This is a genomic window from Amycolatopsis sp. NPDC034160 (assembly GCF_055575355.1).
Genome location: NZ_JBVISU010000006.1, coordinates 168,949 through 194,118 on the forward strand (window position 1 = coordinate 168,949; position 25,170 = coordinate 194,118).

Here is a 25,170-nt window from a genome sequence, read left to right on the forward strand (position 1 = left end):
ACCGTGCGTCGATCGCGTGGGTAATCTCTCCTTTACCTTCCAATAGTAAGGAAGGTTTCCTATCTAATTCCGCCGCCCTGACCGTCGGTGCGCCAACGCCGGTGCCGCCGACGCGAGAGGAGAAGCCGAATGCGTTGGGACAAGATCCGTCTCCGGGTGACGGCCGCACTGACCGCCGGACTGCTGGCCCCGGTCGCCGCCGCGAGCACGTCGATGGCGACCGAGACCGCGGGAGAACCCGCAACGCAGGCAGCCGCCGCACTGCCGCCGGGCAGCCCTGCCGCGGTCAACGGACAGCTGAAGGTCTGCGGCCTCCAGCTCTGCAACTCCGCGGGCAAGCCGATCCAGCTGCGTGGCATGAGCACCCACGGAATCCAGTGGTACAGCCAATGTGTGAAGGCCGCGTCGCTCGACGCGCTGGCCAACGACTGGAAGGCCGACGTCCTCCGGATCTCGATGTACATCCAGGAAGGCGGCTACGAGACCAACCCGCGCAAGTTCACCGACATGGTGCACTCCTACATCGAAGAAGCCACCAAACGCGGGATGTACGCCCTGGTCGACTGGCACCAGCTCACCCCCGGTGACCCGAACGCCAACCTCAGCCGCGCGAAGACGTTCTTCACCGAGATCGCCCAGCGGCACAAGGACAAGACCAACATCATCTACGACATCGCCAACGAGCCCAACAACGTCAGCTGGGACCGCGTCCGCAGCTACGCGGAGCAGATGATCCCGGTCATCCGCGCGCAGGACTCCGACGGCGTCGTGCTCGTGGGCACCCACGGTTGGGGCTCGCTCGGCATCTCCGACGGCCGCGACGAGACCGACATCGTCAACAACCCCGTGCGCGCCACCAACTTCATGTACACATTCCACTTCTACGCGGCGTCGCACAAAACCGAGTACTTCAACGCCCTGACCCGCGCCGCGAGCAAGATCCCGCTGTTCGTGACCGAATTCGGCACCCAGACCGCCAGCGGTGACGGTGGCAACGACTTCACCAACTCCCAGAAGTACCTGGACTTCCTGGCGTCGAAGAAGATCAGCTGGACCAACTGGAACTTCTCCGACGACAGCCGTTCGGGCGCGGTGTTCAAGCCGGGCACCTGCTCGGGCTCCTCGTTCACCGGCACGGCTCCGCTGAAGCCCGCCGGTGTCTGGATCCGGGACCGCATCCGCACCGCGGACAACTTCCCGACCTCCTGATCCCGGCAGCGCGCGTGTAATGAGGGGTCCCCATCGGACGAAAAGTGTCCGATGGGGACCCCTCATGACACTTCAGCCGAGCGGCTCGAAGTCGAGCGAAGCGAGCCGGTCCGGGTCGGCGAGGATGTCGATCTCCGCGATCTTGCCGTCCACGACGGTGAAGGCGAAGAGTGTCTGCGGCACGCCGTCCTTGGTGACGAGCATGCCTGCCGCGCCGTTGACCAGCACGGGCCGCGGAACCGCGCCGATGCCCGTCTGCCGGAACATGAGCGCCTGGTTCGCGACCATGGCCGCCCCGCGCAGGGAACGCGAAGTCCCGGCCGGCGCCGCGCCACCCTCCGCGCGGAGCAGGACGTCCGGGTCGAGCACGGAGACCAGGGCATCGAAGTCGCCGTCGCGCGCGGCGGCGAAGAACGCGTCCACGACTTCCCGCTGACGGTTCAGGTCCGAGTCGGGGACGGTCGGCGAGCCCTGCAGACGGCGGCGGGCGCGGCTGGCCAGCTGTCTGGTCGCGCCCGGTGACCGGCCGACGATCGGCGCGATCTCGTCGAACGGCAGGGCGAACATGTCGTGCAGCACGAACGCGAGACGTTCGGCCGGATCCAGGGTGTCGAGCACGACGAGGAGTGCGAGCCCGACCGAGTCCGCCAGCAGGATCTCGTGTTCCGGGTCGATCCCGCCCTCGCGGCCGATGATCGGGTCGGGAAGCTGCGCGCCCACCGGGTCCTCGTGCCGCGACTTGCGCGAGCGCAGCATGTCGAGGCAGATCCGGCCGACTACGGTGGTCAGCCAGCCGCCGAGGTTGTCGACGTCCTCGCCGCCGTCCCGGCTGAGCCGCAACCAGGCCTCCTGCACGGCGTCGTCCGCTTCGTTCAGCGAACCGAGCATCCGGTACGCCACCGCCCTCAGATGCGTCCGGTGCCCTTCGAAGCGCCGCGCCAGCCAGTCGTGTTCTTCCACGGTCCCCATCCTTCTCGCCTGTCCGTCGTAACCCTGACGGATGGGGGACCGGGGATGTGACAGGGCCTCATCGGGATTGTGCCGGCCGAATTCCGGGGAGGCCGGTCGGTCACAACGCCTCCACGATGGTCGCGTTGGCCTGGCCGCCGCCTTCGCACATCGCCTGCAGGCCGTAGCGGGCGCCGTGGTGGTGCAGGGCGTTGACCAGGGTGCCCATCAGCCGGGTGCCGCTCGCGCCGAGCGGATGGCCCAGGGCGATCGCGCCGCCATGGACGTTGACCTTGGCCGGATCGGCCCCGGTTTCCTGCTGCCAAGCCAATACGACGCTGGCGAACGCCTCGTTGATCTCGAACAGGTCGATGTCCGCCAGGCGCAGGCCCGCGCGCCGCAGCACCTTCTCCGTCGCCGGGATGACACCGGTGAGCATGAGCAGGGGATCGGAGCCGGTGACGGCGAAACTGTGGAGCCGGGCGCGGGGCCGCAGACCCAGCCGGGCGGCGGTCTCGCTGGAGGTGATCAGGGCGGCGGAGGCGCCGTCGTTGATCGGGCTGCTGTTGCCCGCGGTCACCGACCAGTCGATCTGCGGGAACCGCGCGGCCACGGCCGGATCATGGAACGCCGGTCCCAGCTTGGCGAGCGTTTCCAGGTCGGTGCGGGGCCGGACGGACTCGTCGGTGGAGACCACGCCGGACGGGGTCTCGATCGGCACGAGCTGACTCGCGAACCGGCCGAGCTCGTGCGCGCGGGCCGCCTTCCGGTGCGATGACACGGCGAACTCGTCCATCGCCTCGCGGCTGAGTGACCATTTCGCGGCGATGAGTTCGGCGCTGATCCCTTGCGGTACCAGGCCTTCCGGATAGCGCTCGGCGACGCCGGGGCCGAGAGGATCGGTACCGGGCAGCACGTTCGACCACATCGGGACGCGGCTCATGGACTCGACACCACAGGCGATGACGACGTCGTAGGCGCCGGCCAGCACGCCTTGCGCGGCGAAGTGGACGGCTTGCTGGCTGCTCCCGCACTGCCGGTCGACGGTGGTCGCGGGCACGGTCTCGGGCAGCCCGGCGGCGAGCGCCGCCCACCGCGTGACGTTCTGGGCCTGTTCGCCGACCTGGTCGACCGCGCCGCCGATGACGTCGTCGATCAGCGTCGGATCGAGCCCGTTGCGTTCGACGAGCGCTCGCAGGGTGTGAGCCAGCAATTGGACGGGGTGGATCTCGTGCAGGGCACCGCCGGGCTTGCCCTTGCCGATCGGGGTGCGGACGGCGTCCACGATGACCGCGTCGTGCACGGCTGCCTCCTTGGCGAGTTGGGATTTCCAACTCACTGTGGCACCGAGTGGGTTGGAAATCAAGACTCACTGGGTTTACGCTGGCCGCATGACCGAAGGACCGAGGGACTGCTCGATCGCCAACGCGATGGAGGTGATCGGGGAGCGCTGGAGCCTGCTCGCACTGCGCGAAGTGTTCTTCGGGGCGCGGAAATTCGACCAGATCGTCCGCAACACCGGGGCGAGCCGGGACATCCTGACCGTCCGGCTGCGCAAACTCGTCGAGACGGGAATCCTCGAGAAACGGCTCTACGAGGAGCATCCGCCGCGGTACGAGTACGTGCTCACCGAGGCGGGGCACGCGCTCAACCACGTGCTGCTGAACCTCATGGCGTGGGGCGACAAGTACGTCACGGAAGGGCCGCCGCCGACGGTGTGGCGGCACGTGTGCGGGGAGGAACTCGCACCGGAGACGGTGTGCGCGCACTGCCACGAACCGGTGCGGGAGAAGGACATGACGTTGGTGCGGAGTACGCGGCGCGTCCGGGCCTCGTGAGTGGTAATGACGGTTCTAACCGTCATTACCACTCACGAGGCTTTAGGAGCGAGCCTTCCACTCCCGTTCGATCATGCGCATCAGCGCGGGATAGACGAACAGGTAGCGGAACGGCTTGATGAACCCCATGTACGCCCGGCCGAACCGGCCGTTGGGTCTGACGAGCACCGCCAGCTGACCGCGATAGCGCCCCGGCCCGTCCTCGACCCACGCGAGATGCAGAACGCCGTGCATGGTCCGGTTCGCCATCTCCGCGGCGAATTCGTCGTCCAGCCGGTAGACCGGGGTGAACGGCAGCCAGTCTTCGTCGGGGCCGGTGGGGGTGTCGCGGAGGTCTTCCGGCAGCCGGTCGCGGAGTGAGCCGACCCGGGTGTCGAGACCGGATTCCCGTTTGTCCAGCCGGAACAGCGTGCCCAGCTTCCATCGCAGCGACCACAGCGCGCGGACGATCGCCGGGGCGCCGTCCGGGAAGTTCCCCGACGCGAACTGCTTGACCAGCTTGGGGAAGTCGTCGGGGCCGCCGGGGGTGCCCAGTGCCCAGACGTCCTCGAGTTCGAAGTCCCCGGCGATCTCGTGGATTCGCCAAGCGTGCGTGGTGTGGGCCGTGTTCGCGAGTTTCATGCCGACACCAGCTGGACGATCTCGCGGGGGCTGACCTCGCGGTCGTCGAAGGCGACGTCCACATCGGCCGCTCCCAGTGCTCGCATCGAAGCGGCCTGTGCCGCTTCGGATTCCCAGCGCGCGATCGACACCACGGCGTCGCCGGCGGCGGTGACCCAGCATTCGGCGGCGAGGCAGCCCGGCGTGGAGCGCAGCACCTCGGCGACCCGCTGGACCCGCGAGACGAAGGCGTCGTGATGGTCGGTGTGCGGGTAGTGCGTGGCTACGAAGCCGACAGTCATGTATTTGATTCCTCCCAGTGCGTTCCGCCATCTATACGGTAGCGTATATATCGCTGTGGTGGTGACGGCGTGATGGGAGATACGGTGATCGCATGGCCGCAGAGACCCGGACACCGCCGCAAGCGTGGATCGACGCGGGGCTGCGCGCGCTAGCCGCCGGGGGTCCTGGCGCCGTCCGCGTCGAGGCGCTCGCGAAGACGCTGGGAGTCACCAAAGGCGGCTTCTACGGGCATTTCGCCGACCGCGGCGCGCTGATCGAGGAAATGCTCGCCACCTGGGAACGGATGAGCACCGGCGAGCTGATCGCGAGCGTCGAGCGCGAGGGCGGCGACGCCAAGGCGAAGATCCGGCGGGCGGGCATGCTCGTCACCGAGCGTGTCCTGGCGGTCGACCTCGCCATCCGCGACTGGTCCCGTCGCGATCCCGGCGTCGCCGAACGGCTCAGGCGGGTCGACAACCAGCGGATGGACTACCTGCGTTCCCTGATGCGCCAGATCTTCACCGACGAGGACGAGGTCGAAGCCCGTTGCCTGCTGGCGTTCTCGCTGCTCGTCGGCAAGCACTTCATGGCCGCCGATCACCGTGGTCGCAGCCGCGACGAGGTCACCGAACTCGCCGGGACCCTGCTGCTCAAGGACTAGTACGCGCGCCACTAGGGTGGGTGAATGCCGTCGGTCAAACAGTTTCAGGTCACCTTCGACTGCGCGGACCCCGAGCGGGTCGCGCGTTTCTGGTGCGAGGTGCTGGGTTATGTCGTGCCACCGCCGCCGGAGGGCTTCGCCACCTGGGACGAGTTCACGCGCACCCTTCCGTCCGAGGAACAGGGCCAGTCGTTCGTCTGCAGCGATCCCACCGGGGTGGGCCCGCGGCTGTATTTCCAGCGGGTGCCCGAAGGCAAGGTCGTCAAGAACCGGGTGCATCTCTGCGTGCGGGCGGGCACCGGGCTCGTGGGTGACGAGCGCCTCGCCACCCTTCAGGCCGAGGCCGACCGGCTGATCGCGCTCGGCGCGGTTCGCGAGCGGGTGATGCTGGCGGATGACGAGAACGAATCGTGCATCGTGATGCAGGACATCGAGGGCAACGAGTTCTGCCTCGACTGACTCGCTACTCGTCGTCCTCTTCGGGAGTCGTCGGGACCTGTTTGCGCGCCACGTGGATGAGCAACCCGATGATCGCCACGGGGCCGACGAAGATGAGGATCTCGTCCCAGCCGCCCTGGTGCATCATCATCACCCGCGCCGCGATGGTCATGAGCCGGAGACCAGCGCGATCCCGAGTGCGGTGTAGCCGATCATCAGTGCCAGCATGGGGTATTGGCCCACCTTGACGTAGTTCGCGCGCAGCACGCCGACGGAACGATCATGTGCCGAGGTTACGGCCAGCACGTGCCCGGCGACGATTCCGGCGATCTGCACCAGCGCGATCACGCCCGTCGAGACGACCGTGTAATCGATCGCGCGGCCGAAGCCCTGCTGCCCGGAGAACACCGCGAACGAGAAGTAATGCGCGACCGTGTACCCGACCATGATCGGGATCAAGGACGGCGCGAACGCGGGATACGGGTCGAATCCGCGGCGCAGATAGGGCCTGGTCAGGCTGATGGCGCCCGCGTAGGCGCCGTAGGTGAGCGCGATACAGGCCGCGAGCCCGGCAGTACCACCGAGGACGCCGGCGTCCAGCGACGTCCAGAAGGGGAGCCGGGTCAGACCGTCGAACGCCGTCGAGCCCAGCACCACGAGAACCAGGGCGGTCAGCCAGGGCGAGGGGGAGAGGGTGAGCAACCCGTCCAGCGGATTCCGGAGCACGAGCCGCCCGTCGGCTCGCCTTCCGAAGGGGGAGAGACCCGCGATGAGGCGCGCGTAGACCTCGAAAGCGTCGCCGCGGTCGAACCAGCGCGGACCGAACACCACGCCGAGCGCAATATGTATAACGGCATACACGGTGCCGAACAAGGCGATCGCGCGCGGCGAGTCGGAGTGGGGAAAGACCAGTTCCAGCCAAAGAAACGCCAAGAGGCCGACGATCGCGGGGAGATAACCCCACCGGGACGGAAGTTCGCGTTGCCGGACGGGAATCAGCGACGCGATCGTCCTCAGTGGATTGAGCCGCCGCCAAACCGGGCCGCACACCAGTGAAAGCGGCACCAGGCCGACCCAGAACCAGACGTAGAACCAGGCCGGGGCGGGGTTGTCGGCCGAACTGGCGGGGCCGGCCCACGCCATCGTGAGAAAGCCCGCGAACAGCACCACGCCGAGCGCCCGCGATGCCACCCGGAGGAACGCGCTGTCGATGAACCGTTGCAGGCCAAGGGGAAGCGCGCGACCGGCGTCGGCGCCGCGAAGTTTGGGCTCCTTCCAAAGCACGGTGAGTGCGAAGAAGGAGACCACGACGGCCGCCGCTCCCGCGTAGAGCGCGAGCCACAGCGGGACCGGCAGATCGGACCGGCCGCCGAGACCGTGCGCGAGGATCATCCGCTCACCCGGAGCTTGGTCACCGCCGCGCCGCTCTTGTGCAGTTCCACCTCGAAGATCCCGTCGATGTTCGCGGTGAAGGCGACGGTCCCCGGAATGCCGGGGGAGAGCTGGGCGGCCTTGTCGTAGCCGTGGACGTGCAGTTCGTCCACCTGGTCGGAGGTGACCTCCAGTGCGACGTTTTCGCCGGTGCGCACCGCGACCTCTTCCGGGCCCGCGGTGCGTTTGCCCTCGGTGATCGAGAATTTCACGGTCCGGGTGCCGGTGTCCTGTGCCGGATTCTCGGCCGATCCCGAACAGCCCGTCACGGCCAGCAGTGCGGCCACGGTGATCCCGCAGATCCCGCCGATCCTCCGCATCGAGGTCCCTCCAAGTCGTACGCCCCGGCTTGCCTGTCCGGAACCTTGCCCCTATCGTGTTACCCCAAGGTAACAGTTACTGAGGTTAGCAGGAAGGCGAGCACGGTGTTCATGGCTCAGGAGAGCCCGCCTGCCGGCGGAGCGCAATTCGGGCAGATCGTCATCGCGGGCCTGATGTTCACCGCGGTCTTCCTGCCCTTGGCCCTTTTCGTTCTCCGCGAGCGTGCGGGGAAGCGGACCGTCGCCGGTCGTGTCGCCGACTGGATGGGTGAGTTCAGCGGGCTGCCGCGCTGGGCCGCGCTGCCGATGGTCGTGGCGTTCCTCTCCGGGATGTCGGCGCTGATCGGCGTCTACTGGGACGTGCCGATCCACATGGAACTCGGCCGCGACGAAGGCCCGCTCGCGAATCCGTCGCACTATCCGATCTACTTCGGACTGATGGGCATCTTCGCCAGCGGCGTGCTCAGCGCGACCCTGGCGACCGAAGACCTGCCGAAGCGCACCTTCCGTATCGGCCCGCACTGGCGCGCCCCGATGGGCTCCATCCAGATGATGGCGACCGGTCTGGTCGGCATCGCGGGTTTCCCGCTCGACGACGTCTGGCACCGGCTGTTCGGTCAGGACGTCACCGAATGGGGCCCCACCCACGTGCTGATGATCGGGGGCGGCGTCTGCGTTGTCCTCGGTCTTCAGTTGCTGCTCGGCGAGGCCCGCCAGGTCGGGGCGACCGGACCGGTCGTGCGCCTGCTCGGGCCGGTGCTCGCCGGCGCCTGGATGATGGGCGCGTCGGCGTTCCTGATGGAGTTCGACCTCGGCGTGCCGCAATTCCCGATGTTGTCGCAGGTCGTGCTCGTCGGGCTGATCGGCGCTTGGACGCTGACCTACGGACGGCTGTCGTGGGGTCCCGGTGGCGCGCTGATCGTGGTCGCGGTCTTCCTTGCTTCGCGGGCGTCGTTCACCGTCATCCCGCTGTTCGCCGACCTGCACGTGGCGTCGCTGCTGCCCTACCTCGCCGAGGCGGTGATCATCGAGGTCGTCGCCTTGGTGCTGCGCAACCGACAGGGCTATTCCTTCGCCGTCGTCGCCGGTCTGCTCGTGGGGACGGCCGGCATGCTCGCGGAGGCGGCGTTCACCCAGTGGCTGATGCCGAACCCCTGGCCCGCCGCCCATCTGCCGTTGTTCGTGCTGTTCGGGACCGGCGCCGCGCTCGCGGGCGCGTTCATCGGTGTCTGGCAGTACCAACGGGTGGAGGAGACGGCGACCCAGGTGCCCGCGACCGGTCCCCGGCACTCGATCGGGCTCGTCGGAGCGCTGGGCGCGGTCGCCCTGATGTCGTCGGTCGCCGTCCCGCAGGACCCGGAAGCGGGCTTCACCGCGGACGTCCGGCTGACCGAGGCCACCACCGGGTTGCCGATCTCCAATCCACACGGCGGCGGCACGCCCCGATGGGTAACCGCGACCGTCACGATCTCGCGGCCCGACCTGGCCGACGACTCCGTCTGGCTGAACGGCTTCGCCTGGCAGGGCGGCGATTTCTTCACCGCGCCACTGGAGAAGATCGGCGAGGGCGTGTACCGCACGGCGCAGCCGCTGCCGGTGTTCGGCCAGTGGAAGACCGGGATCCGCGTGCACGTTCCGAACCGGATGATGGGGCTCGCCCCGATCTACGCGCCCGCCGACCCGGCCGCGAACGCGCCGTCGATCGACGCGGTGTCCGGTCCGCGCCCGTTCATGTCCGAGATCGAGTTCCTGCAGCGGGAACGGAAGTCCGAGACCCCCGCCGTGTTGTGGACGGTCGCCTACGCCGTCGTGGGGCTGATCTTCGCCGCGATGTGGGCCCTGTTCGCGTGGCTCTACGCGGCCGCCGCCACCGCGCGGCGGCGTGAGGTCTCCGTCGGCTGAACCCCGCGCGTTTCGTCCTCTGAATGCGGTAGTTGCGCACGCAACTACCGCATTCAGAGGACGAAACGCTTTGCTCGCACTTGGTCGCCACGTATCGATTGAGCATCATCGGGCGCAAGCCTTTTGCAAGCAGGCTTCCCTTGAATACCCAGGACACTGCTCGTGGTCCCACTTCACGCGCCGAATCAGTGACTCAAAGCTACTCAGGTAGGACACTGAGTAGCTGTCGACCACGCGACGACATCCGCCGTGCACGATCGGTATTGGCGAGTCATTGCGCGGTTACCGCGACATGTGGTTACTTTTCCGCTTCGGGGGTTGGCACACAGCGAATTTCGATGGGGTGGTCTTCGTGCGCACAGAGCGTTTTCCCAGACGACGACGCGGTCTTCGCGTGGTCGCGGTCCTTGCCGCTTCGGCGGTCGCGACGGTGCCTTTCGTGCCGGTCGCGGCGGCACAGCCGCAGGGCAAGGTGCTGCGGGTGGCGCTCACGACCGGTATCGACCACCTGAACCCCTTCACCGCCACACTGTCGGCGGCGACGCAGGTCGGCCGGTTCAACTACGAGTTCCTGACCCTGCCGTCGGCTGAGGACACGCAGCCGACGGGTGGCGTCGCCGAGTCATGGACGACGTCCGACGACAAGCTCACCTGGACCTTCACCATCCGCCAGGGGATGAAGTGGTCCGACGGCAAACCGGTGACCGCGCAGGACCCCGCGTACACCTTCCAGCGGATGCTCGACGACGAGAACGCCCGCACCGCGAACGGCAGCTACGTCACGAACTTCGCGTCGGTGTCGGCGCCGGACGACAAGACGCTCGTCATCAAGACCAAGACGCCGCAGGCGAGCATGACCGCGCTCGACGTCCCGATCGTGCCCAAGCACATCTGGGAGCCGATCAAGGACCTCAACGCCCCTTCGACGGACGAGATGGCCGTCGTCGGCGTCGGCAGCGGGCCGTACCTGCTGACCGAGTACAAGAAGAACGAGTTCGTGAAGTTCAAGGCGAACAAGGACTACTGGCGTGGCGCGCCCAAGGTCGACGAACTGCAGCTGTTGCAGTTCAAGGACGCCGAGGCGGCGGTGAACGCGCTCAAGCAGGGCGAGGTCGACGTCATCAACCGGCTCACGCCGACGCAGTTCGACGCGCTCAAGAACGAGAAGAACATCACCACCAACAAGGCACCCGGCCGCCGGTACAACGAGCTCATCATCAACTTCGGGGTGAAGAACGTCCTCGACCAGCCGATCGGTGACGGCAACCCGCTGCTGAAGGACATCCGCGTCCGCAAGGCGATCGCGCAGGCCATCGACACCGAGTCGATCGTCCAGAAGGTGATGAGCGGCTACGGCCAGCCCGGAACCGGCGTCGTGCCCGCGATCTACAAGGCCTACACCTGGACACCGTCGGACGCGGAGAAGACCAAGTTCGACATCGCCGCCGCGAACGCCACACTCGACCAGGCGGGCTTCGCGAAGGGAGCCGACGGCATCCGCGTCGCCCCCGGTGGCGCGAAGCTGGAGTTCCGCCTCGCCGGCCACGCGAACCGCCCGTTCGACCAGCGGACCGCCCAGTTCGTCTCCGGTTGGCTCAAGGACATCGGCATCGGCGTCAAGCAGGAACTCGTCTCCGACGACGAACTCGACGACCGCACCACCGCGGGCAACTACGACCTCGCCATCTCCGGTTACGGCACCTCGCCCGACCCGGATTACGCGTTGTCGCTCAACACCTGCGCCGCCCGCCCGAACGCACAGGGCAACGGTGGGACCTCGGCCACGTTCTTCTGCGACCCGCAGTTCGAAGAGCTGTACAAGAAGCAGCTGACCGAGTTCGACCCGGCCAAGCGCGCCGAGATCGTCAAGCAGGCCCAGGCCGTGCTGGCGAAGCAATACGTCGACGTCGTCCTGGACTACGACAACGTGCTCGAGGCCTACCGCTCGGACAAGTTCGCCTCGTTCACCAAGCAGCCGCAGCCCGATGGCGCGATCCTCGAGCAGTCCGGCTACTGGGGCGTCTACGGCGCCACCCCCGCCGACGCCGCCGCCGCGACCAGCGAGGACAGCGGAAGCAACACCGGACTGTGGATCGGCATCGGCGCGGTCGTGCTCGTGGTGCTCGTCGGCGGCGGTGTGCTGCTCGCACGGCGCGGCAAGTCCGCCGAAGACCGGGAGTAAAGGACAGCGTTGAGCGAGGCACTCAGTTCTCTCGACCAGACCTCGGTGCTCGTCGACCCCGACGAGCACCGAGGCGGGACCGGCACCACGCGGTTCGTCCTCACCAAGATCGGCGGCGCGCTGGCGAGCCTCGCGCTCGTCGTCGTCCTCGGCTTCTTCCTGTTCCGGACGCTCCCCGGCGATCCCGTGCGGTTCATGGTCCGCGACCGGCCGACGGATCCGGTGCAGATGGCGGAGCTGCGGGAGCAGATGGGCGTGGACAAGCCCCTGCTGCGGCAGTTCTGGGACTACGTCGTCGGCCTGTTCCACGGCACCATGGGCGATTCCTATCTCTTGAAACGCCCCGTGCTCGACATGATCGGCGAGCGGTTGTGGCCGACCATCCTGCTCGTCGGCAGCGCGACCGTGCTCGCGATCGCGCTCGGCCTGTGGCTCGGCATCCGCGCGGGCTGGCGCCGGGGGAGCAGGTTCGACAAGGTCCAAACAGGACTCGCGCTGACCCTGTGGTCGGTACCGCAGTTCTGGCTCGGGCTCATGCTGCTCGTGGCGACGAACGGCCTCTTTCCCAGCCGGGGCATGCATTCCCCGGACGTCGAGCCGGGCTTCTTCAGCGAAGGGCTCGACGTCCTCCACCATCTGGTGCTGCCGTGCGTGACCCTGCTGGTGGTGTTCTACGCCCAGTACATGCTGGTCATGCGCTCGTCGTTGATCGGTGAGATGAATTCCGACTACCTCACCACCGCGCGGGCCAAAGGGCTGCGGGACGACCTCGTGCGCAAGCGGCACGCGGTGCCCAACGCCCTGCTCCCGACGGTGACGCTGGTCTTCATGCAGTTCGGCATGGTGGTCTCGGGCGCGGTCTCGGTCGAGGCCGTGTTCAGCTGGCCGGGTCTCGGGCAACTGCTCTACGAAGCGCTTCGCGGCCCTGACCTTCCTGTGCTGCAAGGCGTCTTCGTCACGCTCGCCAGCGCGGTGGTGCTGATGAACCTGCTCGCGGAACTGCTCTACCGCGTGCTCGACCCCAGGGTGCGGACGGCATGACGACAGCGGAAAAACCCGGTTCGATCGTCTGGCGCCGCCGACGCGCGGCCGTGGCGAAGCACTGGCACGAGTTCACCACCAACAAGGCAGGCGTCTTCGGTCTCGCGTTCCTCGCGATCATCACGGTGCTGGCCATCCTGGCCCCGGTGATCTCGGACGAGTCCGGCCTCGACGTCACCAAGGCCACCGGCGGTTCGCTGACCCCGCCCAGCGCGGAGTTCTGGCTCGGTACCGAGATCGACGGCCGGTCGGTGCTGCTGATGACGTTGTGGGGCGCGCGGATCTCGCTGCTCGTCGGCTTCTCGGCGGCGTTCCTCTCGGTACTGATCGGCACCGTCGTCGGGATCGCCGCCGCGCATTTCGGCGGCTGGCTGTCCGGTCTGCTGTTGCGGTTCACGGACTTCTTCCTGGTGCTGCCGTCGCTTGTCCTCGCCGTGGCACTGGCCTCGGTGCTGGAGCAGGGCACGGCGACGGTCATCGTCGCCATCGGCGTCACGGCGTGGCCGAGCACCGCGCGGCTGGTCCGGGCCCAGACACTGACGATCGAGGGCCGTCCGTACATCGAGCGCGCGAAGGCGCTCGGCGGCGGCCATCTGCACATCGTCGGCAAACACGTCCTGCCGGGCGTCATGCCGCTCGTGCTGGCCAACACCACCCTTGTCGTCGGCAACGCGGTCATCGCGGACGCGACGCTGGCCTTCCTCGGCGTCGGCAACCCGAACAGCATCTCGTGGGGCGCCATGCTGCAGGCCGCGCTGAACAACGGCGCGATCAGCAAGGGCGCCTGGTGGAACCTGTTGCCGCCGGGTATCGCGATCGTCGTGATCGTCCTCGCCTTCACCCTCGTCGGACGCGCGCTGGAGACCGTGCTGAACCCGCGCCTGAAGGGACAGCACTCATGAGTCCTTTGCTGGAACTGAAGAACCTCGGTGTCACGTACACGACCGGCGGCGGCGAGGTCGCGGCCGTCCGGGGTGTCGACCTGGTCCTCGAACCCGGCGACACCCTCGGGGTGGCGGGGGAGTCGGGATCGGGGAAGTCGACCGTCGCGATGAGCGTCCTGCGGCTACTCCCGCGGTCGGCGAAGATCAGCGGAGAGATCCTGCTGGACGGTGAAGACGTCACGGCCATGAAATGGGGCAGGCTGCGCGCGGTGCGCTGGGCCGAGGCCTCCGTCGTGTTCCAGGGCGCGATGCACGCGCTCAACCCGGTCCGCAAGATCGGCGAGCAGATCGCCGAGCCGATCCGCCTGCACCCGCCCGGCGGCAAGGCGCCCTCGGACGCCGAGGTCCAGGCCAAGGTCACCGAACTGCTCCAGCAGGTCGATCTGCCGCCCGGCCGCGCCGGGGCGTACCCGCACGAGCTGTCCGGCGGCCAGAAGCAGCGCGTCATGATCGCGATGGCGCTCGCCTGCTCGCCGCGGCTGATCATCGCGGACGAGCCGACCACCGCACTCGACGTCGTCGTCCAGGCCCAGGTGCTCGCCCTGCTCGGCACGCTGGTCGCGGAGCAGGGGATCGGGCTGATCATGATCAGCCACGACCTGTCGGTGCTCGCCGCGACCTGCCGTCGGATCGCGGTGATGTACGACGGTGAGATCGTCGAAGAGCGGCCGAGCGCGGAGTTGATGAACGCGCCGCGGCACGAACACAGCAGGGCGCTGGCGGCCGCGTTCCCCACCGTCGGCGATCCGGCCTCGCGGTTCGCGCCCGCCACCAGCACGCCACTGCCACCGGAACCGGAACGCGTCGGTGACCAGCCCGCCTTACTGGAGGCCGAGGATCTGCGCGTCAGTTTCCGCGATCGCACCGGCAAGCGGATCAACGCCGTCGCCGGAGTGAGTCTTCAGGTGCGGAAGGACGAGATCGTCGCGCTGGTCGGCCAGTCCGGCTCCGGCAAGACGACCCTCGCCCGGACGTTGCTCGGGCTGCAGAAACCCGACTCCGGGGCGGTGCGCTACGACGGCAAACCGGTCCCGCTCGGCGGCGCCGGGCTCAAGGCGTACCGGCGGCAGGTCCAGTTGGTCCTGCAGGATCCGACCAGCGCGCTGAACCCGAACCACACGGTGTACGAGGCCGTCGCGGAAGGCCCGCGCATCCACGGCATGGGTGCGAACGAGCACGAGATCGTCACCAAGGCCCTCGAAGCGGCCGAACTGCGGCCCGCCGAGAAGTTCCTCGACCGGCTCCCGCACGAGTTGTCCGGCGGGCAGCGGCAGCGCGTGGTGATCGCGGGCGCGCTCGCGCTGAACCCCGGCGTGGTCGTGGCCGACGAACCGGTGGCGTCGCTCGACGCGTCGGTGCGAGGGGAGATCCTCGCGCTGCTGCTGCGCCTGCGGCGTGAGCTGGGTCTCGCCGGGCTCGTGATCACCCACGACCTGGGGCTGGCGTGGAACATCGCCGACCGGGTCGCGGTCATGTACCGCGGGGAACTGGTGGAGGTCGGTACGGTGGAGGAGGTCCTGCTGGACCCGAAGCACGAGTACACGAAGTCGCTGCTCGCCGCGTTGCCGGGAGGTACCGCTCAGCGGGCGGCGGCGGACCGCTGACCGACGGGAATCCCGTGTCCGACGCGGGAAATGCCCATTGCCGCGCACACGCACAGGCGCGGTGTGTAACCTCCAATCTCGAAATGGTGACCACGACAGACCCCCAGCAGACGCCCTCGGCCGGTTCGCTCGGCGAGCGGCTCCGGGTGCCTTCCCGCTTCCCGTACCGCACGATCGCGATGGGAACCGTGGGCAGCACGCTGCTGATGCTGGCCGCGCTCGGCGCGGGCGGCATCCTCGTGCGTGACCCGATCCTGGGGCACGGACCCTTGTCGTGGATCCGCTACGGCCACGGCCGTCTCCTGGCCAACGCGATGCTCTACACCGGCTTCGCGCTGATCATCTGGGCTTGGGTCCGGCTGGGCCGCTACGCGCTCGCCGGCCGGATCGGCAGCCGCCCGATCGTGATCGCGGCGGCCTGCTGGATGGCGCCGCTGCTGGTGTCGCCGCCGCTGTTCACCCGCGACGTCTTCTCCTACCTCGCGCAGGGCGCGCAGCTGCTGAACGGGCTCGACCCGTACGCCAACGGCCCGGCCGAGCTGACCGTGCTGCCGGACGTCGTGCAGAACGTCCACCCGCTGTGGCAGACCACGCCCGCGCCGTACGGCCCGCTGTTCCTGCTGGTCGCCAAGGGGATCGTCTCGGTCACCGGCAACGACATGATCGCCGGGGTCATCGCGACCAGGCTCGTGCTGATGATCGGCCTGATCGGCATGCTGTGGTCACTGCCGCGGCTGGTCAAGCATCTCGGCGGCAAGCTGCCGATCACGCTGTGGCTCGCCATCGCCAGCCCGATGACGGTCATTCACCTCGTCGGTGGTCCGCACAACGACCTGCTGATGCTGGGTTTCCTCACCATCGGCGTGCTGGCCGCGCTGGAACGCAAGCACGTCCTCGCGATCGTCCTGGTCACCATCGGCATGCTGATCAAGCCGACCGCCGCCTGGGCGCTGCCGTTCCTGGTGTGGGTGTGGGCGAACCACCTGCCCGGTGACCGGAAGGTGGTCAACTTCTTCCGTGCCGGCGCCGCGTCGGTCGGGATCTTCTTGCCGGTGTTCGTCGCCGGAACCTGGATCTCACTCGGTTCGGTGAACCTCGGCTGGCTCACCGGCCTCAAGGCGCCGACGCTGATCGCGAACTGGATGAACTTCCCGACCGGGATCGGCGAGATCGTCTACTCGCTGGTGAACCTGGTGATCGACGTCGAGGTGTCGCCGTTCGTCACCGTGTTCCGGGCGATCGCGATGGTCGGCCTGTTCGTCTTCGCCGGCCGCCAATGGTGGCTCGCCCGCAACGGCGGGAACCCGGCGATCCACCGGATGGCGATCGTCCTGCTGGCCGGCGCGATCGTCCCGCCGCCCTCGCTGCCGTGGTATCTGACCTGGGGTTTCGTGGTCCTGTCGGCCTTCGAGTGGCGCCGCCGGAACCTCGCAGTCGTCGTCGCGGTCTCGGTGTTCGTGACGCTGGTGTACTACCCGACAGGGGAGCAGGCGCTGTACGACTGGTGGTTCATGGCCGTCGTCGTCGCCGCGAGTGTCTACGCCGCGGCTTCGCTGCTGCGGCCGGATCCGCTGGGGATCGTCGCCGCCTGGCGGGGGAAGCCGGTGGAGCAGTTCCTGCCCGCCGAGGCCCCGCGTTCCTCCTGATACCAGTACAGATGCGATTCTGCGCGGGGTCGTGAGTGTTAACGAGGGTCCTATCGAGAAGAAAGTCAACCGTGTCGTGGTTGTGGGCGGGCTTGTTCGCCGGGGTGAGGGGCAGGCCGGAAGGCGTAACGCGCGTGCTCAGAGACGTAACTCGCGTGCCTGGACCCCGCACTCGGGTGTTACGCCTCCAAGCACGTGAGATCCGGCTCCAAGCACGCGAGTACGGCGCCGCTTGTGCGAGCCCGCTCGCTACCTTGAGTCAGCCGTCAAACTGTATAACGACCTATACGACTTGGCGTTGGCGTTGTTGCCGCAAGCGGCAACAACGCCAAGGAAAGCTCAGGAAGCCCGCCACCCTCGCCAGGAGTGGACGAGGGTGCTCACCACCGCATGCGGGGGCGGCTGCTGTTCGTACTGCGGATACTTCTCCCGCAGCAGCCGCACCGGCAGTGCCTGCTCCTCGGGATCGGTCAACACCCGGGCGACCCCGTCGGCCCGTGCCCACCACAGTCCGGCCCAGTCCTCGTCGTAGTGGTCGGTCAAGAAGCTGACCACGGAATTCTCGGCGATGTTCTTCAGCCGCCGTAGCGCTGTCGTGCTCTTCGGCTTGTGATCGATCGCGAACGACACCGAATCCCCTTCGACGATGAACGTCACCGGCACCAGGTGGGGCACGCCGTCCGCTCCCGTCGTCGCCAGCCGCGCGATCCGCTCGCCCTCGAACCGGGCGCGGGCTTCCTCCGGGGACAACCGCATGCCTAGACGCTACGCCGTACCCGGAGCACGTTGTCCGAACGCGTCCCCGGTTGTCCCTCCGGCCCCGGGTGGTCGTGCGTGATCAGGTCTTGCCGCTCCACGGTCCATTCGCCGTCGGCCAGCGCGAGCGTTTCGAGGACCTCGGCCGTCGTCGGGAAGTGGACGTCCTTGTGCGGCGGCTCTTCCATCCACGTCGGCCAGCCCGCGTGGCCGGCGACCACCAGGGTGCCGCCCGGGGCGACGGCCTCGGCGGCGCGGCGGAGTGCCTTGTCCCGTTCGCCGTCTTCCTCGACGGGGGAGTGGAAGAACTGCGCGGAGACGAGGTCGAAGCGCCCCTCCGGGAACGACTTCGCCAGGTCGTGACGCTCCCAGACGATGCCCTCGACGCCGGCTCCGGCCGCGTGTCCGGCAGCACGTTCGAGCGCGACCTCCGAGATGTCGACGGCGGTGACGCGCCAACCTTGCTGAGCGAGCCAGATGGCGTCGCCGCCTTCGCCGCAGCCGAGATCGAGCGCCGTGCCCGGGGTGAGCGGGGAGACCTCGTTCACCAGGATCGGGTTCGCCTTGCCGCTCCAGACCTGGTCCTTGTCGCGGTAGAAGTCTTCCCAGAACTGCTGTGTGGAATCCATGTCCGGAACGATGCCCGCTATCCCGCCGAAACCGCCAGTCCTGTTGCTGTTATGGCAAAATTCGCAGCGTTCCCTCGTCCGCGTCGAGGGTGGCCCGCGCACCGAGGGGGATGGTCGGCGACGCCGGGACATGGCCGAAGCCGAAGTCCCACACCACCGGCACGCCGAGCGAACCCAAGCGGTCGAGCATCAGGCCTCGGACCGTCTCCGGATCGCCGCACGCCTTCCATGAGCCCAGGACGAAGCCCTGGACGCCGTCGAGCCAGCCGGACCGCAGCAGCTGGGTCACCATCCGGTCGAGCCGATACGCCGGTTCGGTGACGTCCTCCAGCAGCACGATCGCGTCACGCGCGGAGCCCTGCTCCGGAGTGCCGAGGCCCGAGGCGAGCAGGGCGAGGTTGCCGCCGATGAGCGTGCCGGTCGCGGTGCCCGGCACCAGCGGCGACGCCGTCGGCGAGGCGATGGTCCGCACCTCGTCCGGTTCGAACAACGACAGTCGCAGGTGTTCGGCGGCCACCGCGTCGAACAGGGTGGTCGCGGGCAAGGGGGAGAACAGCGTCTCCAGTCCCAAGTGGACGTTCACCGCCCGGTGCAGCGCGGTCACGTCACTGGATCCGGCGAACGTCTTCGGCCCGGCCGCCCGCAGCGCGGCCCAGTCGACCAGGTCGAGCATCCGCTGGGAACCGTAGCCGCCGCGGGCGGCGAGGACACAGGTCACCCCGGGATCCAGCCACGCCCGCGTGAACTCGGCGGCGCGCGCCTCGTCAGAGGCGGAGAGGTAGCCGTCGCGGACGGCGCGCACGCACTCACCGACGCTGATCTCGACACCCCAGCCGCGTAGCACTGGCAACGCTTTCTCGACGAGGTCCGCCGGGACCGGACCCGCGGGAGCGACCAAGGCGATCGTGTCACCCGGGCGCGTCTTCGGCGGCCTCACCGGCTCAGCCGGAGCTTCGGCACGCCAGGGGTTTCGAAGCCGAAGACCTGCCCGTAGAACGACAACTCCGCTTCGAGCGCGGCCACGATGGTCTCCGCCTTCCGGAAACCGTGCTGCTCGCCCTCGAACCTCAGGTAGGCGTGGTCGACGCCCCGGCCCGCCAGTCCGGCGACGAACCGGTCCGCCTGCTCCGGCGGGCAGATCTCGTCCTCCACGCCCTGCAGGAACAGCAGCGGCCCGGCGACCGTGCCGGCGTTGTGGATGGGCGAGCGTTCCCGGTAGCGCTGCTCGGTTTCCGGCAGCGGTCCGATCAGCCCGTCGAGGTACCGGGACTCGAAGTCGTGTGTCTCGCCGCCGTCACCGGTCCACTGGTAAAGGTCGAGGATCGGGTACATCACGGTGCCCGCGCGGTAGGTGGTCGTGGTGGTCAGCGAGGCGGCGGAGGTGTACCCGCCCGCGCTGCCGCCGCGGATCGCCAGCCTGTCGCCGTCGACGGTGCCTTCGGCGGTGAGGGCTTCGGCGACGGCGACGCAATCCGCGACGTCGACGACGCCCCACTGTTCACGAAGCCGTTCGCGGTAGGCGCGCCCGTAACCGGTCGAGCCGCCGTAGTTCACCGTGACGACGGCGATGCCGCGGCTGGTGAAGTAGGCGATCTCGAAGTCGAGTACCGCGCTGTCACGGCCGGTCGGCCCGCCGTGCGGATAGACCAGCAGCGGGGGTCGTTCGCCGTCCGGTGCGGCGAAGTCGGCGTTCGCGGGTAAATAGACGAAGGCGGGGACCCGGTCGCCGTCGCCGGTCTTGAAGATCCGCTCCACGGGCCTCGACAGGTAGTCCGGCGACGGCTGTTCCGGCGCCGACGCGAGTTCGGTCACCGTGCCGCGGTGGAGATCGACCTTCACCACGGCGCCTTCACGGTCCGGCCCGGCCGCGACGCCGACGACGCCATCGTGGTGGACCGCGAAGCCGTTGGTGGCCCAGGCGGTCAGGTCGGCGGCGGCCGCCACCGGCGTTACTTCCCGCGTCGCCTCGTCGAGGACGGCGAGCTTGCCCGACGCGAGGACGGCGAACCGGCCGCCACCGAGCGGGGTGAACCAGCGCGCGCCCAGTTTCCACATCGCGCCGCCGATCTCCTGTTCGGCGGGCGCCAGATTCACGATGCCGCCGTCGAGTCCGACGCGGTGCAGATTCCACCAGCCGTCCGGATCCAGCAGAGCCAGCAGGTGGTCGGCGGATTCCCATTCGACCTGGCAGACGGCGACGTCGGCCGCGCCGGCGAGGACGCGGTGGGGCCCGAACGTGCCGTCCTCGCCGACTTCGGCGACGCACAGTTCCGTGCCGTCCCACGGCATCGCCGGATGGTTCCAGCCGATCCACGCCGCCCGCGCGCCGTCGGGCGACAGTTGCGGCGCGGTGAGGAAGTGATGGCTCGCGGACAGAACCCGTTCCGGGCCGCCGTCGAGGGGGAGCGCGATGAGGTCCCTGGCGATGTCGACGCGCCGGGGGCCGGTGCTGCGTTCGCGGACCAGCCACACCTCGCCGGGGCGGCCGGGTCGGAGGTCGCTGTAGCGGATCCCGTGCCGGGTCGCGGGTTCCGGTGTCAGTGGAGTGGTCTCGCCGGTGGTGAGATCGCGGCGGTAGACCCGCTGATCCGCCCAGTGGGTGAACACGAGGACGTCGCCGTCCACCAGCCAGGGTCGGCCGCCGTACTCGTGCATGCGGTTCCGGACGTTCCACGGAGCGGGTAGGACGTCTTCGACCGTGCCGTCCGCGCGTGCCCGCACGAGGGTGACGCGGCCGCCGTCGCCGGTGCGCGGTTCGGCCCACCAGACCTCGTCGCCGACCGTCGCGAGCCATTGCGCGCTGACTCCCGAGGCCGCGACATCGGCGGCCGACAGGGGAGATGTCCAGGTGCCGTAAGGGGCGATCTCAACCACAGCTGAAGACTAGGATCGCCCCTTTGCCCGCCGTGGCCCGGGGCGCACCCACGACCTGGCGATCCGTCGCGCCGTTCGCCCACGGCTGAACGGTGGGGCGGCGGATGCCGACCAGGTGGTCGTGGCCTAGGGTCAAAGGTGCCATGTCTCGCGTAATCCACGTCTTCCGCCAGCCCGACCGGTTCGTCGCAGGAACCGTCGGTGAGCCCGGCGACCGCACCTTCTACCTCCAGGCGTCCGAGGACGTCCGCACGATCAGTGTGACGATCGAAAAACAGCAGGTCGTGGTCTTGGCCGAAAGGCTCGGTTCGCTGCTGGAAGAGGTCGCCAGCCGGTTCGGCGCGGATGTACCGGACGACGCGCCCGACGAACTCGTCGACGTCGACCCCTTGACCGTTCCGGTCGAGGAGGAGTTCCGCGTCGGCACGATGGGCCTCGGCTGGGACGCCGAGAGCAGCGCCGTCGTCATCGAGCTGCTCGCGATGACGGAGGGAGAGGTGGACGAAACGGTCGTTCTGGACGACACCGAAGAGGGGCCCGACGCGGTCCGCGTCTTCCTGTCCCCTGGCGCGGCGCGGGCGTTCGCCGAACGCGCCGACCGGGTGGTCAACGCCGGCCGCAAACCGTGTCCGCTGTGCGCCGAGCCGCTCGACCCGGCGGGGCACATCTGCCCGCGGCAGAACGGGTACCGGCGCGACGTCGATGTCCTCGAGGACTGACCAGGTGGCGGAGACTTCGCGAGAGCTGGTGACGCGCGGCAAGATCGACGTCGAAGGCAGGCTGGTCGACGCCTCCAATGTCACGCTCTTCTGCAAGATCGAACTCGACGGCTTGACCGGCAACGTCGTGTACAAACCGGTGTCGGGTGAACGGCCGCTGTGGGACTTCCCGGATGGGACGCTCGCGGGCCGCGAGGTCGCGACGGCCATGATCTCCGAAGCCGCCGGGCTGGGCGCGATCCCGCCGACGGTGCTCCGTGACGGGCCGTTCGGACCGGGCATGGTGCAGCTGTGGATCGAGACCACCGAAGAGGAACTGGTCGACGTCCGGTCGCCGGAGAGCCTGCCGGAGGACTGGCGAGTGGTGCTGCACGCGCACGATCGCGACGGTGAGCCCGCGGTGCTCGCGCACGCGGATCGGCCGGGGATGCGGGAACTGGCCGTGCTCGACATCGTCGTCAACAACACCGATCGCAAGGGCGGGCACGTGCTCGCCGGCGCGGACGGCCGGATCTACGGGGTGGATCACGGGATCTGCCTGCACACCGACCCGAAGCTGCGGACGGTGCTGTGGGGCTGGATCGGCGAGCCGCTCACCGAGACCGAGCTCGGCAAGCTGCGCGGTCTGCGCGAGCGGATCGACGGCGAACTCGGTGAGGCGCTGAGCGAGCACCTCACCGGTTTCGAGATCCGCGCCTTGGCCGAACGTGCCGACCTGCTTCTGGCGGAGGGTGTCTTCCCGGAGCCCGGTGACGACTGGCGCGCCATCCCGTGGCCGCTGTTCTGATGGACGATCAGGCCCGTGCGCGCCTGATCACGCGATTCGGTGAAGACGTCGGGACGTGGTGTGACGAGCTGCCCGCTCTCGTCGCGAAGCTGGCGGAACAGTGGGGGCTCACTGTCGTCGACGCGAAGCCGGGCAACACCGGCCGCACCCTGATCTGCGCCGGAGACGACGGTGCCAAGAAGGTCCTCAAGCTGACCCCGGATCGCGCGATCGCTGCGTCCGAGGCCGCCGCGCTCCGCGCGTGGCACGGCTGTTCGCGGGTCGTGCAGGTGCTCGCCACCGAACTCGCCGACGGCGCGATCCTGCTGGAGGGCATCGATCCCGGCACGCAGTTGCTGGAGGCCGGGGCGAACGTCCCGTGGGCCGAGGTCGGCGACCTGATGACGCAGATCCACTCCGTGATCCCGCCCGCCGGGTTCTCGACCCTCGAAGACCGTGTCGTCTTCATGTACGGCCTCGCCGAGCGAGGGCTGCGCGGGTCCGTCGCCGAAGCCACGTTGTCGCTGGAAACCCTCGACCGTGCCCGGCGGCGGGCACTCGCGCTCGCGAACGACGGGGGAGGGAACTCGCTCGTGCACGGCGACCTGCATCCGGGCAACGTCCTCGACGGTGGGCCCGGCCGTGGTGCCGTCGCCATCGACCCGCGCCCGAGCGTCGGTGACCCGGCCTTCGACCTGCCTGATTGGGTCACCCTGCCGATGAAGGAAGGCGGCACCCTCGAGGACGGGTTCGACGCCATCGCGCCGCATCTGCCCGGGTTCGACGCCGAACGGGTCCGGGCGTGGTGCGTGGCGCTGTCTCCGCTGTTCGTGATGCGGCCGCTGGAGCGCGGTGAGCGGACTCCGTTCGTCGAAGCGATGCTGTCATTCTGTTCGTGAACCTGAGTCCGCGATCGACTCCGGTCAGGCGACGGATGGCCGCCTGACCGGCGTGGCGGGGCGACGTCGGCCCCGGGCGCCGATAGCGTCGTGCGCCGTGCGCTCTCATTCGTATGACGACGTGCTGTCCGGGCCGCGCAAGCGGAAGATCCCCGAGGTGCCCGCCGAACCGGGACTCGTGGTCGAGGACCCGGCCAGCGGGTACTGCGGCGCCGTGGTGAAGATCGAGTACGGCAACGTCGTGCTGGAAGACCGGCACGGCAGGCACCGCGTGTTCCCGCTGAACCCCGCGGGTTTCCTGCTCGAAGGCAAACCCGTCACCCTCGTGCCCGCGAAGGCCGCTCCGAAGACCCCGGCCCGGCGGATCTCCGCGTCCGGGTCGGTCCAGGTCCAGGGACTCAAGGCGCGGGTCGCGCGCGATTCGCGGATCTGGGTAGAGGGCAAGCACGACGCCGAACTCGTCGAGCGGGTTTGGGGCCATGACCTGCGGGTCGAAGGCGTCGTGGTGGAACCACTCGATGGGGTGGACGTGCTGTCGGATCGCATCGGCGAGTTCGGCACCGGACCCGGCCGTCGGCTCGGGGTACTGGTCGATCACCTGGTCGCGGGCAGCAAGGAGTCCCGCATCGTCGACGGGATCCGCGACGAGAACGTGCTGATCACCGGACATCCGTACATCGACATCTGGGAGGCCGTGAAGCCGTCGGTCGTCGGCATCCGCGCCTGGCCGGAGATCCCGCGGGGCACGGAGTGGAAACAGGGCGTCTGCGCCGCGCTCGGCTGGGGTGAGCCGTGGGAGGGCTGGCAGCGGGTCCTGGCGGCGGTCGGCAGCTACCGAGATCTGGAAACGCCGCTGATCGGAGCGGTGGAACGGCTCATCGACTTCGTCTCCGACCCCGGCGAGGAGTCCTGAATGACCGATTCGCGCGAGGTCACTCAAGGTCACGCGTCGGTCACGTCGCTTTCGCTTCTCCGGTATGAATCGGCGCGATCTGGGAGCATGAACGCATGACAGGCGCTCTCATCTGGCTGATCGCCGGGATCCTCTTGATCATCGCCGAGCTGCTCTCGGGTGACCTGTTCCTGCTCATGGTCGGCGCGGGAGCCCTGTTCGGGGCCGGCTCCGCGGCGCTGACCGGGAACCCGTTCATCGACGTCGCGGTGTTCGCCGTCGCCTCGGTCGGGATGCTCGCCCTCGTCCGGCCCGCCCTCAAACGCCGGTTCCTCGCGGGACCGGGCATCAAGACCAACACCGACGCGCTGATCGGCGCGCGAGCGGTAGTAGTGTCCACAGTGGACGTCGAAGCCGGGCAGGTGAAGCTGGCGGGTGACGTCTGGTCGGCCCGGTCGATGACCGAAGGGGAACCGATCGCCCCGGGGACGTCGGTGACCGTCGTCGAGATCTCGGGCGCCACGGCGGTCGTCTCCGCCGAGCTGTGAGCCGGACGGCCGAACAGCAAAGGGTTTCTACGTAAGGGGAA

General features: G+C 68.7%; 26 protein-coding genes. 15 read left to right on the plus strand and 11 right to left on the minus strand.

Going from position 1 to position 25,170, the window contains the following annotated elements:
* The first annotated feature begins 129 nt into the window (after positions 1–129).
* Positions 130–1,209, plus strand: a complete 1,080-nt coding sequence (locus tag ACZ54P_RS15895) for a glycoside hydrolase family 5 protein (RefSeq protein ID WP_465462261.1) — start codon at positions 130–132, stop codon at positions 1,207–1,209.
* A gap of 72 nt (positions 1,210–1,281) precedes the next feature.
* On the opposite strand, the gene ACZ54P_RS15900 is transcribed toward ACZ54P_RS15895, so the two are convergent.
* Both ACZ54P_RS15900 and ACZ54P_RS15905 read right to left on the minus strand, forming a co-directional pair.
* A complete protein-coding gene (locus ACZ54P_RS15900; RefSeq protein ID WP_465462262.1) occupies positions 1,282–2,169 on the minus strand; it encodes a sigma-70 family RNA polymerase sigma factor in 888 nt (295 codons plus the stop codon).
* 109 nt (positions 2,170–2,278) lie between these two features.
* On the minus strand, positions 2,279–3,460 hold the full coding sequence (locus ACZ54P_RS15905; RefSeq protein WP_465462263.1) for a thiolase family protein: 1,182 nt from the start codon (positions 3,458–3,460) through the stop codon (positions 2,279–2,281).
* A gap of 88 nt (positions 3,461–3,548) precedes the next feature.
* Here ACZ54P_RS15905 and ACZ54P_RS15910 point away from each other — a divergent pair, with 88 nt between their 5' ends.
* Complete coding sequence (locus tag ACZ54P_RS15910; protein ID WP_465462264.1) at positions 3,549–3,995, plus strand: winged helix-turn-helix transcriptional regulator; 447 nt, start codon at positions 3,549–3,551, stop codon at positions 3,993–3,995.
* Between the two features lie 42 nt (positions 3,996–4,037).
* Here ACZ54P_RS15910 and ACZ54P_RS15915 read toward each other — a convergent pair whose 3' ends face one another.
* Positions 4,038–4,616, minus strand: coding sequence for a DUF2867 domain-containing protein (locus tag ACZ54P_RS15915; RefSeq protein WP_465462265.1), 579 nt, complete (start codon positions 4,614–4,616; stop codon positions 4,038–4,040).
* Positions 4,613–4,897: an antibiotic biosynthesis monooxygenase gene (locus tag ACZ54P_RS15920; protein ID WP_465462266.1), complete on the minus strand. Its 285-nt coding sequence runs from the start codon at positions 4,895–4,897 to the stop codon at positions 4,613–4,615. Before ACZ54P_RS15920 ends, ACZ54P_RS15915 begins: the two co-directional genes overlap by 4 nt.
* A gap of 92 nt (positions 4,898–4,989) precedes the next feature.
* Here ACZ54P_RS15920 and ACZ54P_RS15925 point away from each other — a divergent pair, with 92 nt between their 5' ends.
* Positions 4,990–5,538 carry a TetR/AcrR family transcriptional regulator gene (locus tag ACZ54P_RS15925; protein ID WP_465462267.1) on the plus strand — a complete coding sequence of 183 codons (549 nt, stop codon included), beginning with the start codon at positions 4,990–4,992 and terminating at the stop codon, positions 5,536–5,538.
* A gap of 24 nt (positions 5,539–5,562) precedes the next feature.
* Positions 5,563–5,997: a VOC family protein gene (locus ACZ54P_RS15930; protein ID WP_465462268.1), complete on the plus strand. Its 435-nt coding sequence runs from the start codon at positions 5,563–5,565 to the stop codon at positions 5,995–5,997.
* A gap of 4 nt (positions 5,998–6,001) precedes the next feature.
* On the opposite strand, the gene ACZ54P_RS15935 is transcribed toward ACZ54P_RS15930, so the two are convergent.
* Genes ACZ54P_RS15935 through ACZ54P_RS15945 form a run of 3 tightly spaced genes read right to left on the minus strand, consistent with a single transcriptional unit; the run spans position 6,002 to position 7,727 of the window.
* Positions 6,002–6,148: a hypothetical protein gene (locus tag ACZ54P_RS15935; protein WP_465462269.1), complete on the minus strand. Its 147-nt coding sequence runs from the start codon at positions 6,146–6,148 to the stop codon at positions 6,002–6,004.
* Entirely contained in the window at positions 6,145–7,368 is a 1,224-nt protein-coding gene (locus ACZ54P_RS15940; RefSeq protein WP_465462270.1) for a hypothetical protein, read from the minus strand. The genes ACZ54P_RS15935 and ACZ54P_RS15940 overlap by 4 nt, the downstream gene beginning before the upstream one ends.
* Positions 7,365–7,727 carry a cupredoxin domain-containing protein gene (locus ACZ54P_RS15945; RefSeq protein WP_465462271.1) on the minus strand — a complete coding sequence of 121 codons (363 nt, stop codon included), beginning with the start codon at positions 7,725–7,727 and terminating at the stop codon, positions 7,365–7,367. The genes ACZ54P_RS15940 and ACZ54P_RS15945 overlap by 4 nt, the downstream gene beginning before the upstream one ends.
* Positions 7,728–7,838: 111 nt before the next feature.
* Here ACZ54P_RS15945 and ACZ54P_RS15950 point away from each other — a divergent pair, with 111 nt between their 5' ends.
* The 6 genes from ACZ54P_RS15950 to mptB all read left to right on the plus strand — a co-directional run bounded on the left by ACZ54P_RS15950 (position 7,839) and on the right by mptB (position 17,046).
* Positions 7,839–9,629: a hypothetical protein gene (locus ACZ54P_RS15950; protein WP_465462272.1), complete on the plus strand. Its 1,791-nt coding sequence runs from the start codon at positions 7,839–7,841 to the stop codon at positions 9,627–9,629.
* Between the two features lie 394 nt (positions 9,630–10,023).
* Positions 10,024–11,811 carry an ABC transporter substrate-binding protein gene (locus ACZ54P_RS15955; protein ID WP_465462350.1) on the plus strand — a complete coding sequence of 596 codons (1,788 nt, stop codon included), beginning with the start codon at positions 10,024–10,026 and terminating at the stop codon, positions 11,809–11,811.
* Positions 11,812–11,820: 9 nt separating this feature from the next.
* Complete coding sequence (locus ACZ54P_RS15960; protein WP_465462273.1) at positions 11,821–12,852, plus strand: ABC transporter permease; 1,032 nt, start codon at positions 11,821–11,823, stop codon at positions 12,850–12,852.
* Entirely contained in the window at positions 12,849–13,754 is a 906-nt protein-coding gene (locus ACZ54P_RS15965) for an ABC transporter permease (protein WP_465462274.1), read from the plus strand. The genes ACZ54P_RS15960 and ACZ54P_RS15965 overlap by 4 nt, the downstream gene beginning before the upstream one ends.
* Positions 13,751–15,400, plus strand: coding sequence for a nickel ABC transporter ATP-binding protein NikE (nikE, locus tag ACZ54P_RS15970; protein ID WP_465462275.1), 1,650 nt, complete (start codon positions 13,751–13,753; stop codon positions 15,398–15,400). Before ACZ54P_RS15965 ends, nikE begins: the two co-directional genes overlap by 4 nt.
* Before the next feature lie 83 nt (positions 15,401–15,483).
* Positions 15,484–17,046: a polyprenol phosphomannose-dependent alpha 1,6 mannosyltransferase MptB gene (mptB, locus tag ACZ54P_RS15975; protein ID WP_465462276.1), complete on the plus strand. Its 1,563-nt coding sequence runs from the start codon at positions 15,484–15,486 to the stop codon at positions 17,044–17,046.
* 339 nt (positions 17,047–17,385) lie between these two features.
* Here mptB and ACZ54P_RS15980 read toward each other — a convergent pair whose 3' ends face one another.
* Genes ACZ54P_RS15980 through ACZ54P_RS15995 form a run of 4 tightly spaced genes read right to left on the minus strand, consistent with a single transcriptional unit; the run spans position 17,386 to position 21,305 of the window.
* Positions 17,386–17,802 carry a TIGR03668 family PPOX class F420-dependent oxidoreductase gene (locus ACZ54P_RS15980; RefSeq protein WP_465462277.1) on the minus strand — a complete coding sequence of 139 codons (417 nt, stop codon included), beginning with the start codon at positions 17,800–17,802 and terminating at the stop codon, positions 17,386–17,388.
* Between the two features lie 2 nt (positions 17,803–17,804).
* Positions 17,805–18,431, minus strand: a complete 627-nt coding sequence (locus ACZ54P_RS15985; protein WP_465462278.1) for a class I SAM-dependent methyltransferase — start codon at positions 18,429–18,431, stop codon at positions 17,805–17,807.
* 49 nt (positions 18,432–18,480) lie between these two features.
* Positions 18,481–19,368: a S66 peptidase family protein gene (locus ACZ54P_RS15990; protein WP_465462279.1), complete on the minus strand. Its 888-nt coding sequence runs from the start codon at positions 19,366–19,368 to the stop codon at positions 18,481–18,483.
* A complete protein-coding gene (locus tag ACZ54P_RS15995) occupies positions 19,365–21,305 on the minus strand; it encodes a S9 family peptidase (RefSeq protein ID WP_465462280.1) in 1,941 nt (646 codons plus the stop codon). The genes ACZ54P_RS15990 and ACZ54P_RS15995 overlap by 4 nt, the downstream gene beginning before the upstream one ends.
* A gap of 143 nt (positions 21,306–21,448) precedes the next feature.
* Between ACZ54P_RS15995 and ACZ54P_RS16000 the strand changes: the two genes are divergently transcribed.
* The 5 genes from ACZ54P_RS16000 (at position 21,449) to ACZ54P_RS16020 (ending at position 25,129) form a co-directional block, all read left to right on the plus strand.
* Complete coding sequence (locus ACZ54P_RS16000; RefSeq protein WP_465462281.1) at positions 21,449–22,024, plus strand: DUF3090 domain-containing protein; 576 nt, start codon at positions 21,449–21,451, stop codon at positions 22,022–22,024.
* Positions 22,008–22,811: an SCO1664 family protein gene (locus tag ACZ54P_RS16005; protein ID WP_465462282.1), complete on the plus strand. Its 804-nt coding sequence runs from the start codon at positions 22,008–22,010 to the stop codon at positions 22,809–22,811. Before ACZ54P_RS16000 ends, ACZ54P_RS16005 begins: the two co-directional genes overlap by 17 nt.
* Entirely contained in the window at positions 22,796–23,689 is an 894-nt protein-coding gene (locus ACZ54P_RS16010; RefSeq protein ID WP_465462283.1) for an aminoglycoside phosphotransferase family protein, read from the plus strand. The genes ACZ54P_RS16005 and ACZ54P_RS16010 overlap by 16 nt, the downstream gene beginning before the upstream one ends.
* 97 nt (positions 23,690–23,786) lie before the next feature.
* On the plus strand, positions 23,787–24,602 hold the full coding sequence (locus tag ACZ54P_RS16015) for a DUF3097 domain-containing protein (RefSeq protein WP_465462284.1): 816 nt from the start codon (positions 23,787–23,789) through the stop codon (positions 24,600–24,602).
* 95 nt (positions 24,603–24,697) lie between these two features.
* Entirely contained in the window at positions 24,698–25,129 is a 432-nt protein-coding gene (locus tag ACZ54P_RS16020; RefSeq protein WP_465462285.1) for an NfeD family protein, read from the plus strand.
* Positions 25,130–25,170: the final 41 nt, after the last annotated feature.

Bases quoted from the DNA above. Each gene is read 5' to 3' on its own strand.
- ACZ54P_RS16005 (WP_465462282.1), top strand. From the start codon at position 22,008: ATGTCCTCGAGGACTGACCAGGTGGCGGAGACTTCGCGAGAGCTGGTG.
- ACZ54P_RS15965 (WP_465462274.1), top strand. From the start codon at position 12,849: ATGACGACAGCGGAAAAACCCGGTTCGATCGTCTGGCGCCGCCGACGC.
- ACZ54P_RS15930 (WP_465462268.1), top strand. From the start codon at position 5,563: ATGCCGTCGGTCAAACAGTTTCAGGTCACCTTCGACTGCGCGGACCCC.
- ACZ54P_RS15910 (WP_465462264.1), top strand. From the start codon at position 3,549: ATGACCGAAGGACCGAGGGACTGCTCGATCGCCAACGCGATGGAGGTG.
- ACZ54P_RS15980 (WP_465462277.1), bottom strand. From the start codon at position 17,802: ATGCGGTTGTCCCCGGAGGAAGCCCGCGCCCGGTTCGAGGGCGAGCGG.
- ACZ54P_RS15920 (WP_465462266.1), bottom strand. From the start codon at position 4,897: ATGACTGTCGGCTTCGTAGCCACGCACTACCCGCACACCGACCATCAC.
- ACZ54P_RS15935 (WP_465462269.1), bottom strand. From the start codon at position 6,148: ATGACCATCGCGGCGCGGGTGATGATGATGCACCAGGGCGGCTGGGAC.
- ACZ54P_RS15945 (WP_465462271.1), bottom strand. From the start codon at position 7,727: ATGCGGAGGATCGGCGGGATCTGCGGGATCACCGTGGCCGCACTGCTG.
- mptB (WP_465462276.1), top strand. From the start codon at position 15,484: ATGGTGACCACGACAGACCCCCAGCAGACGCCCTCGGCCGGTTCGCTC.
- ACZ54P_RS16000 (WP_465462281.1), top strand. From the start codon at position 21,449: ATGTCTCGCGTAATCCACGTCTTCCGCCAGCCCGACCGGTTCGTCGCA.
- ACZ54P_RS15950 (WP_465462272.1), top strand. From the start codon at position 7,839: ATGGCTCAGGAGAGCCCGCCTGCCGGCGGAGCGCAATTCGGGCAGATC.
- ACZ54P_RS15895 (WP_465462261.1), top strand. From the start codon at position 130: ATGCGTTGGGACAAGATCCGTCTCCGGGTGACGGCCGCACTGACCGCC.
- ACZ54P_RS16020 (WP_465462285.1), top strand. From the start codon at position 24,698: ATGACAGGCGCTCTCATCTGGCTGATCGCCGGGATCCTCTTGATCATC.
- ACZ54P_RS15915 (WP_465462265.1), bottom strand. From the start codon at position 4,616: ATGAAACTCGCGAACACGGCCCACACCACGCACGCTTGGCGAATCCAC.
- ACZ54P_RS15940 (WP_465462270.1), bottom strand. From the start codon at position 7,368: ATGATCCTCGCGCACGGTCTCGGCGGCCGGTCCGATCTGCCGGTCCCG.
- nikE (WP_465462275.1), top strand. From the start codon at position 13,751: ATGAGTCCTTTGCTGGAACTGAAGAACCTCGGTGTCACGTACACGACC.
- ACZ54P_RS15985 (WP_465462278.1), bottom strand. From the start codon at position 18,431: ATGGATTCCACACAGCAGTTCTGGGAAGACTTCTACCGCGACAAGGAC.
- ACZ54P_RS15925 (WP_465462267.1), top strand. From the start codon at position 4,990: ATGGCCGCAGAGACCCGGACACCGCCGCAAGCGTGGATCGACGCGGGG.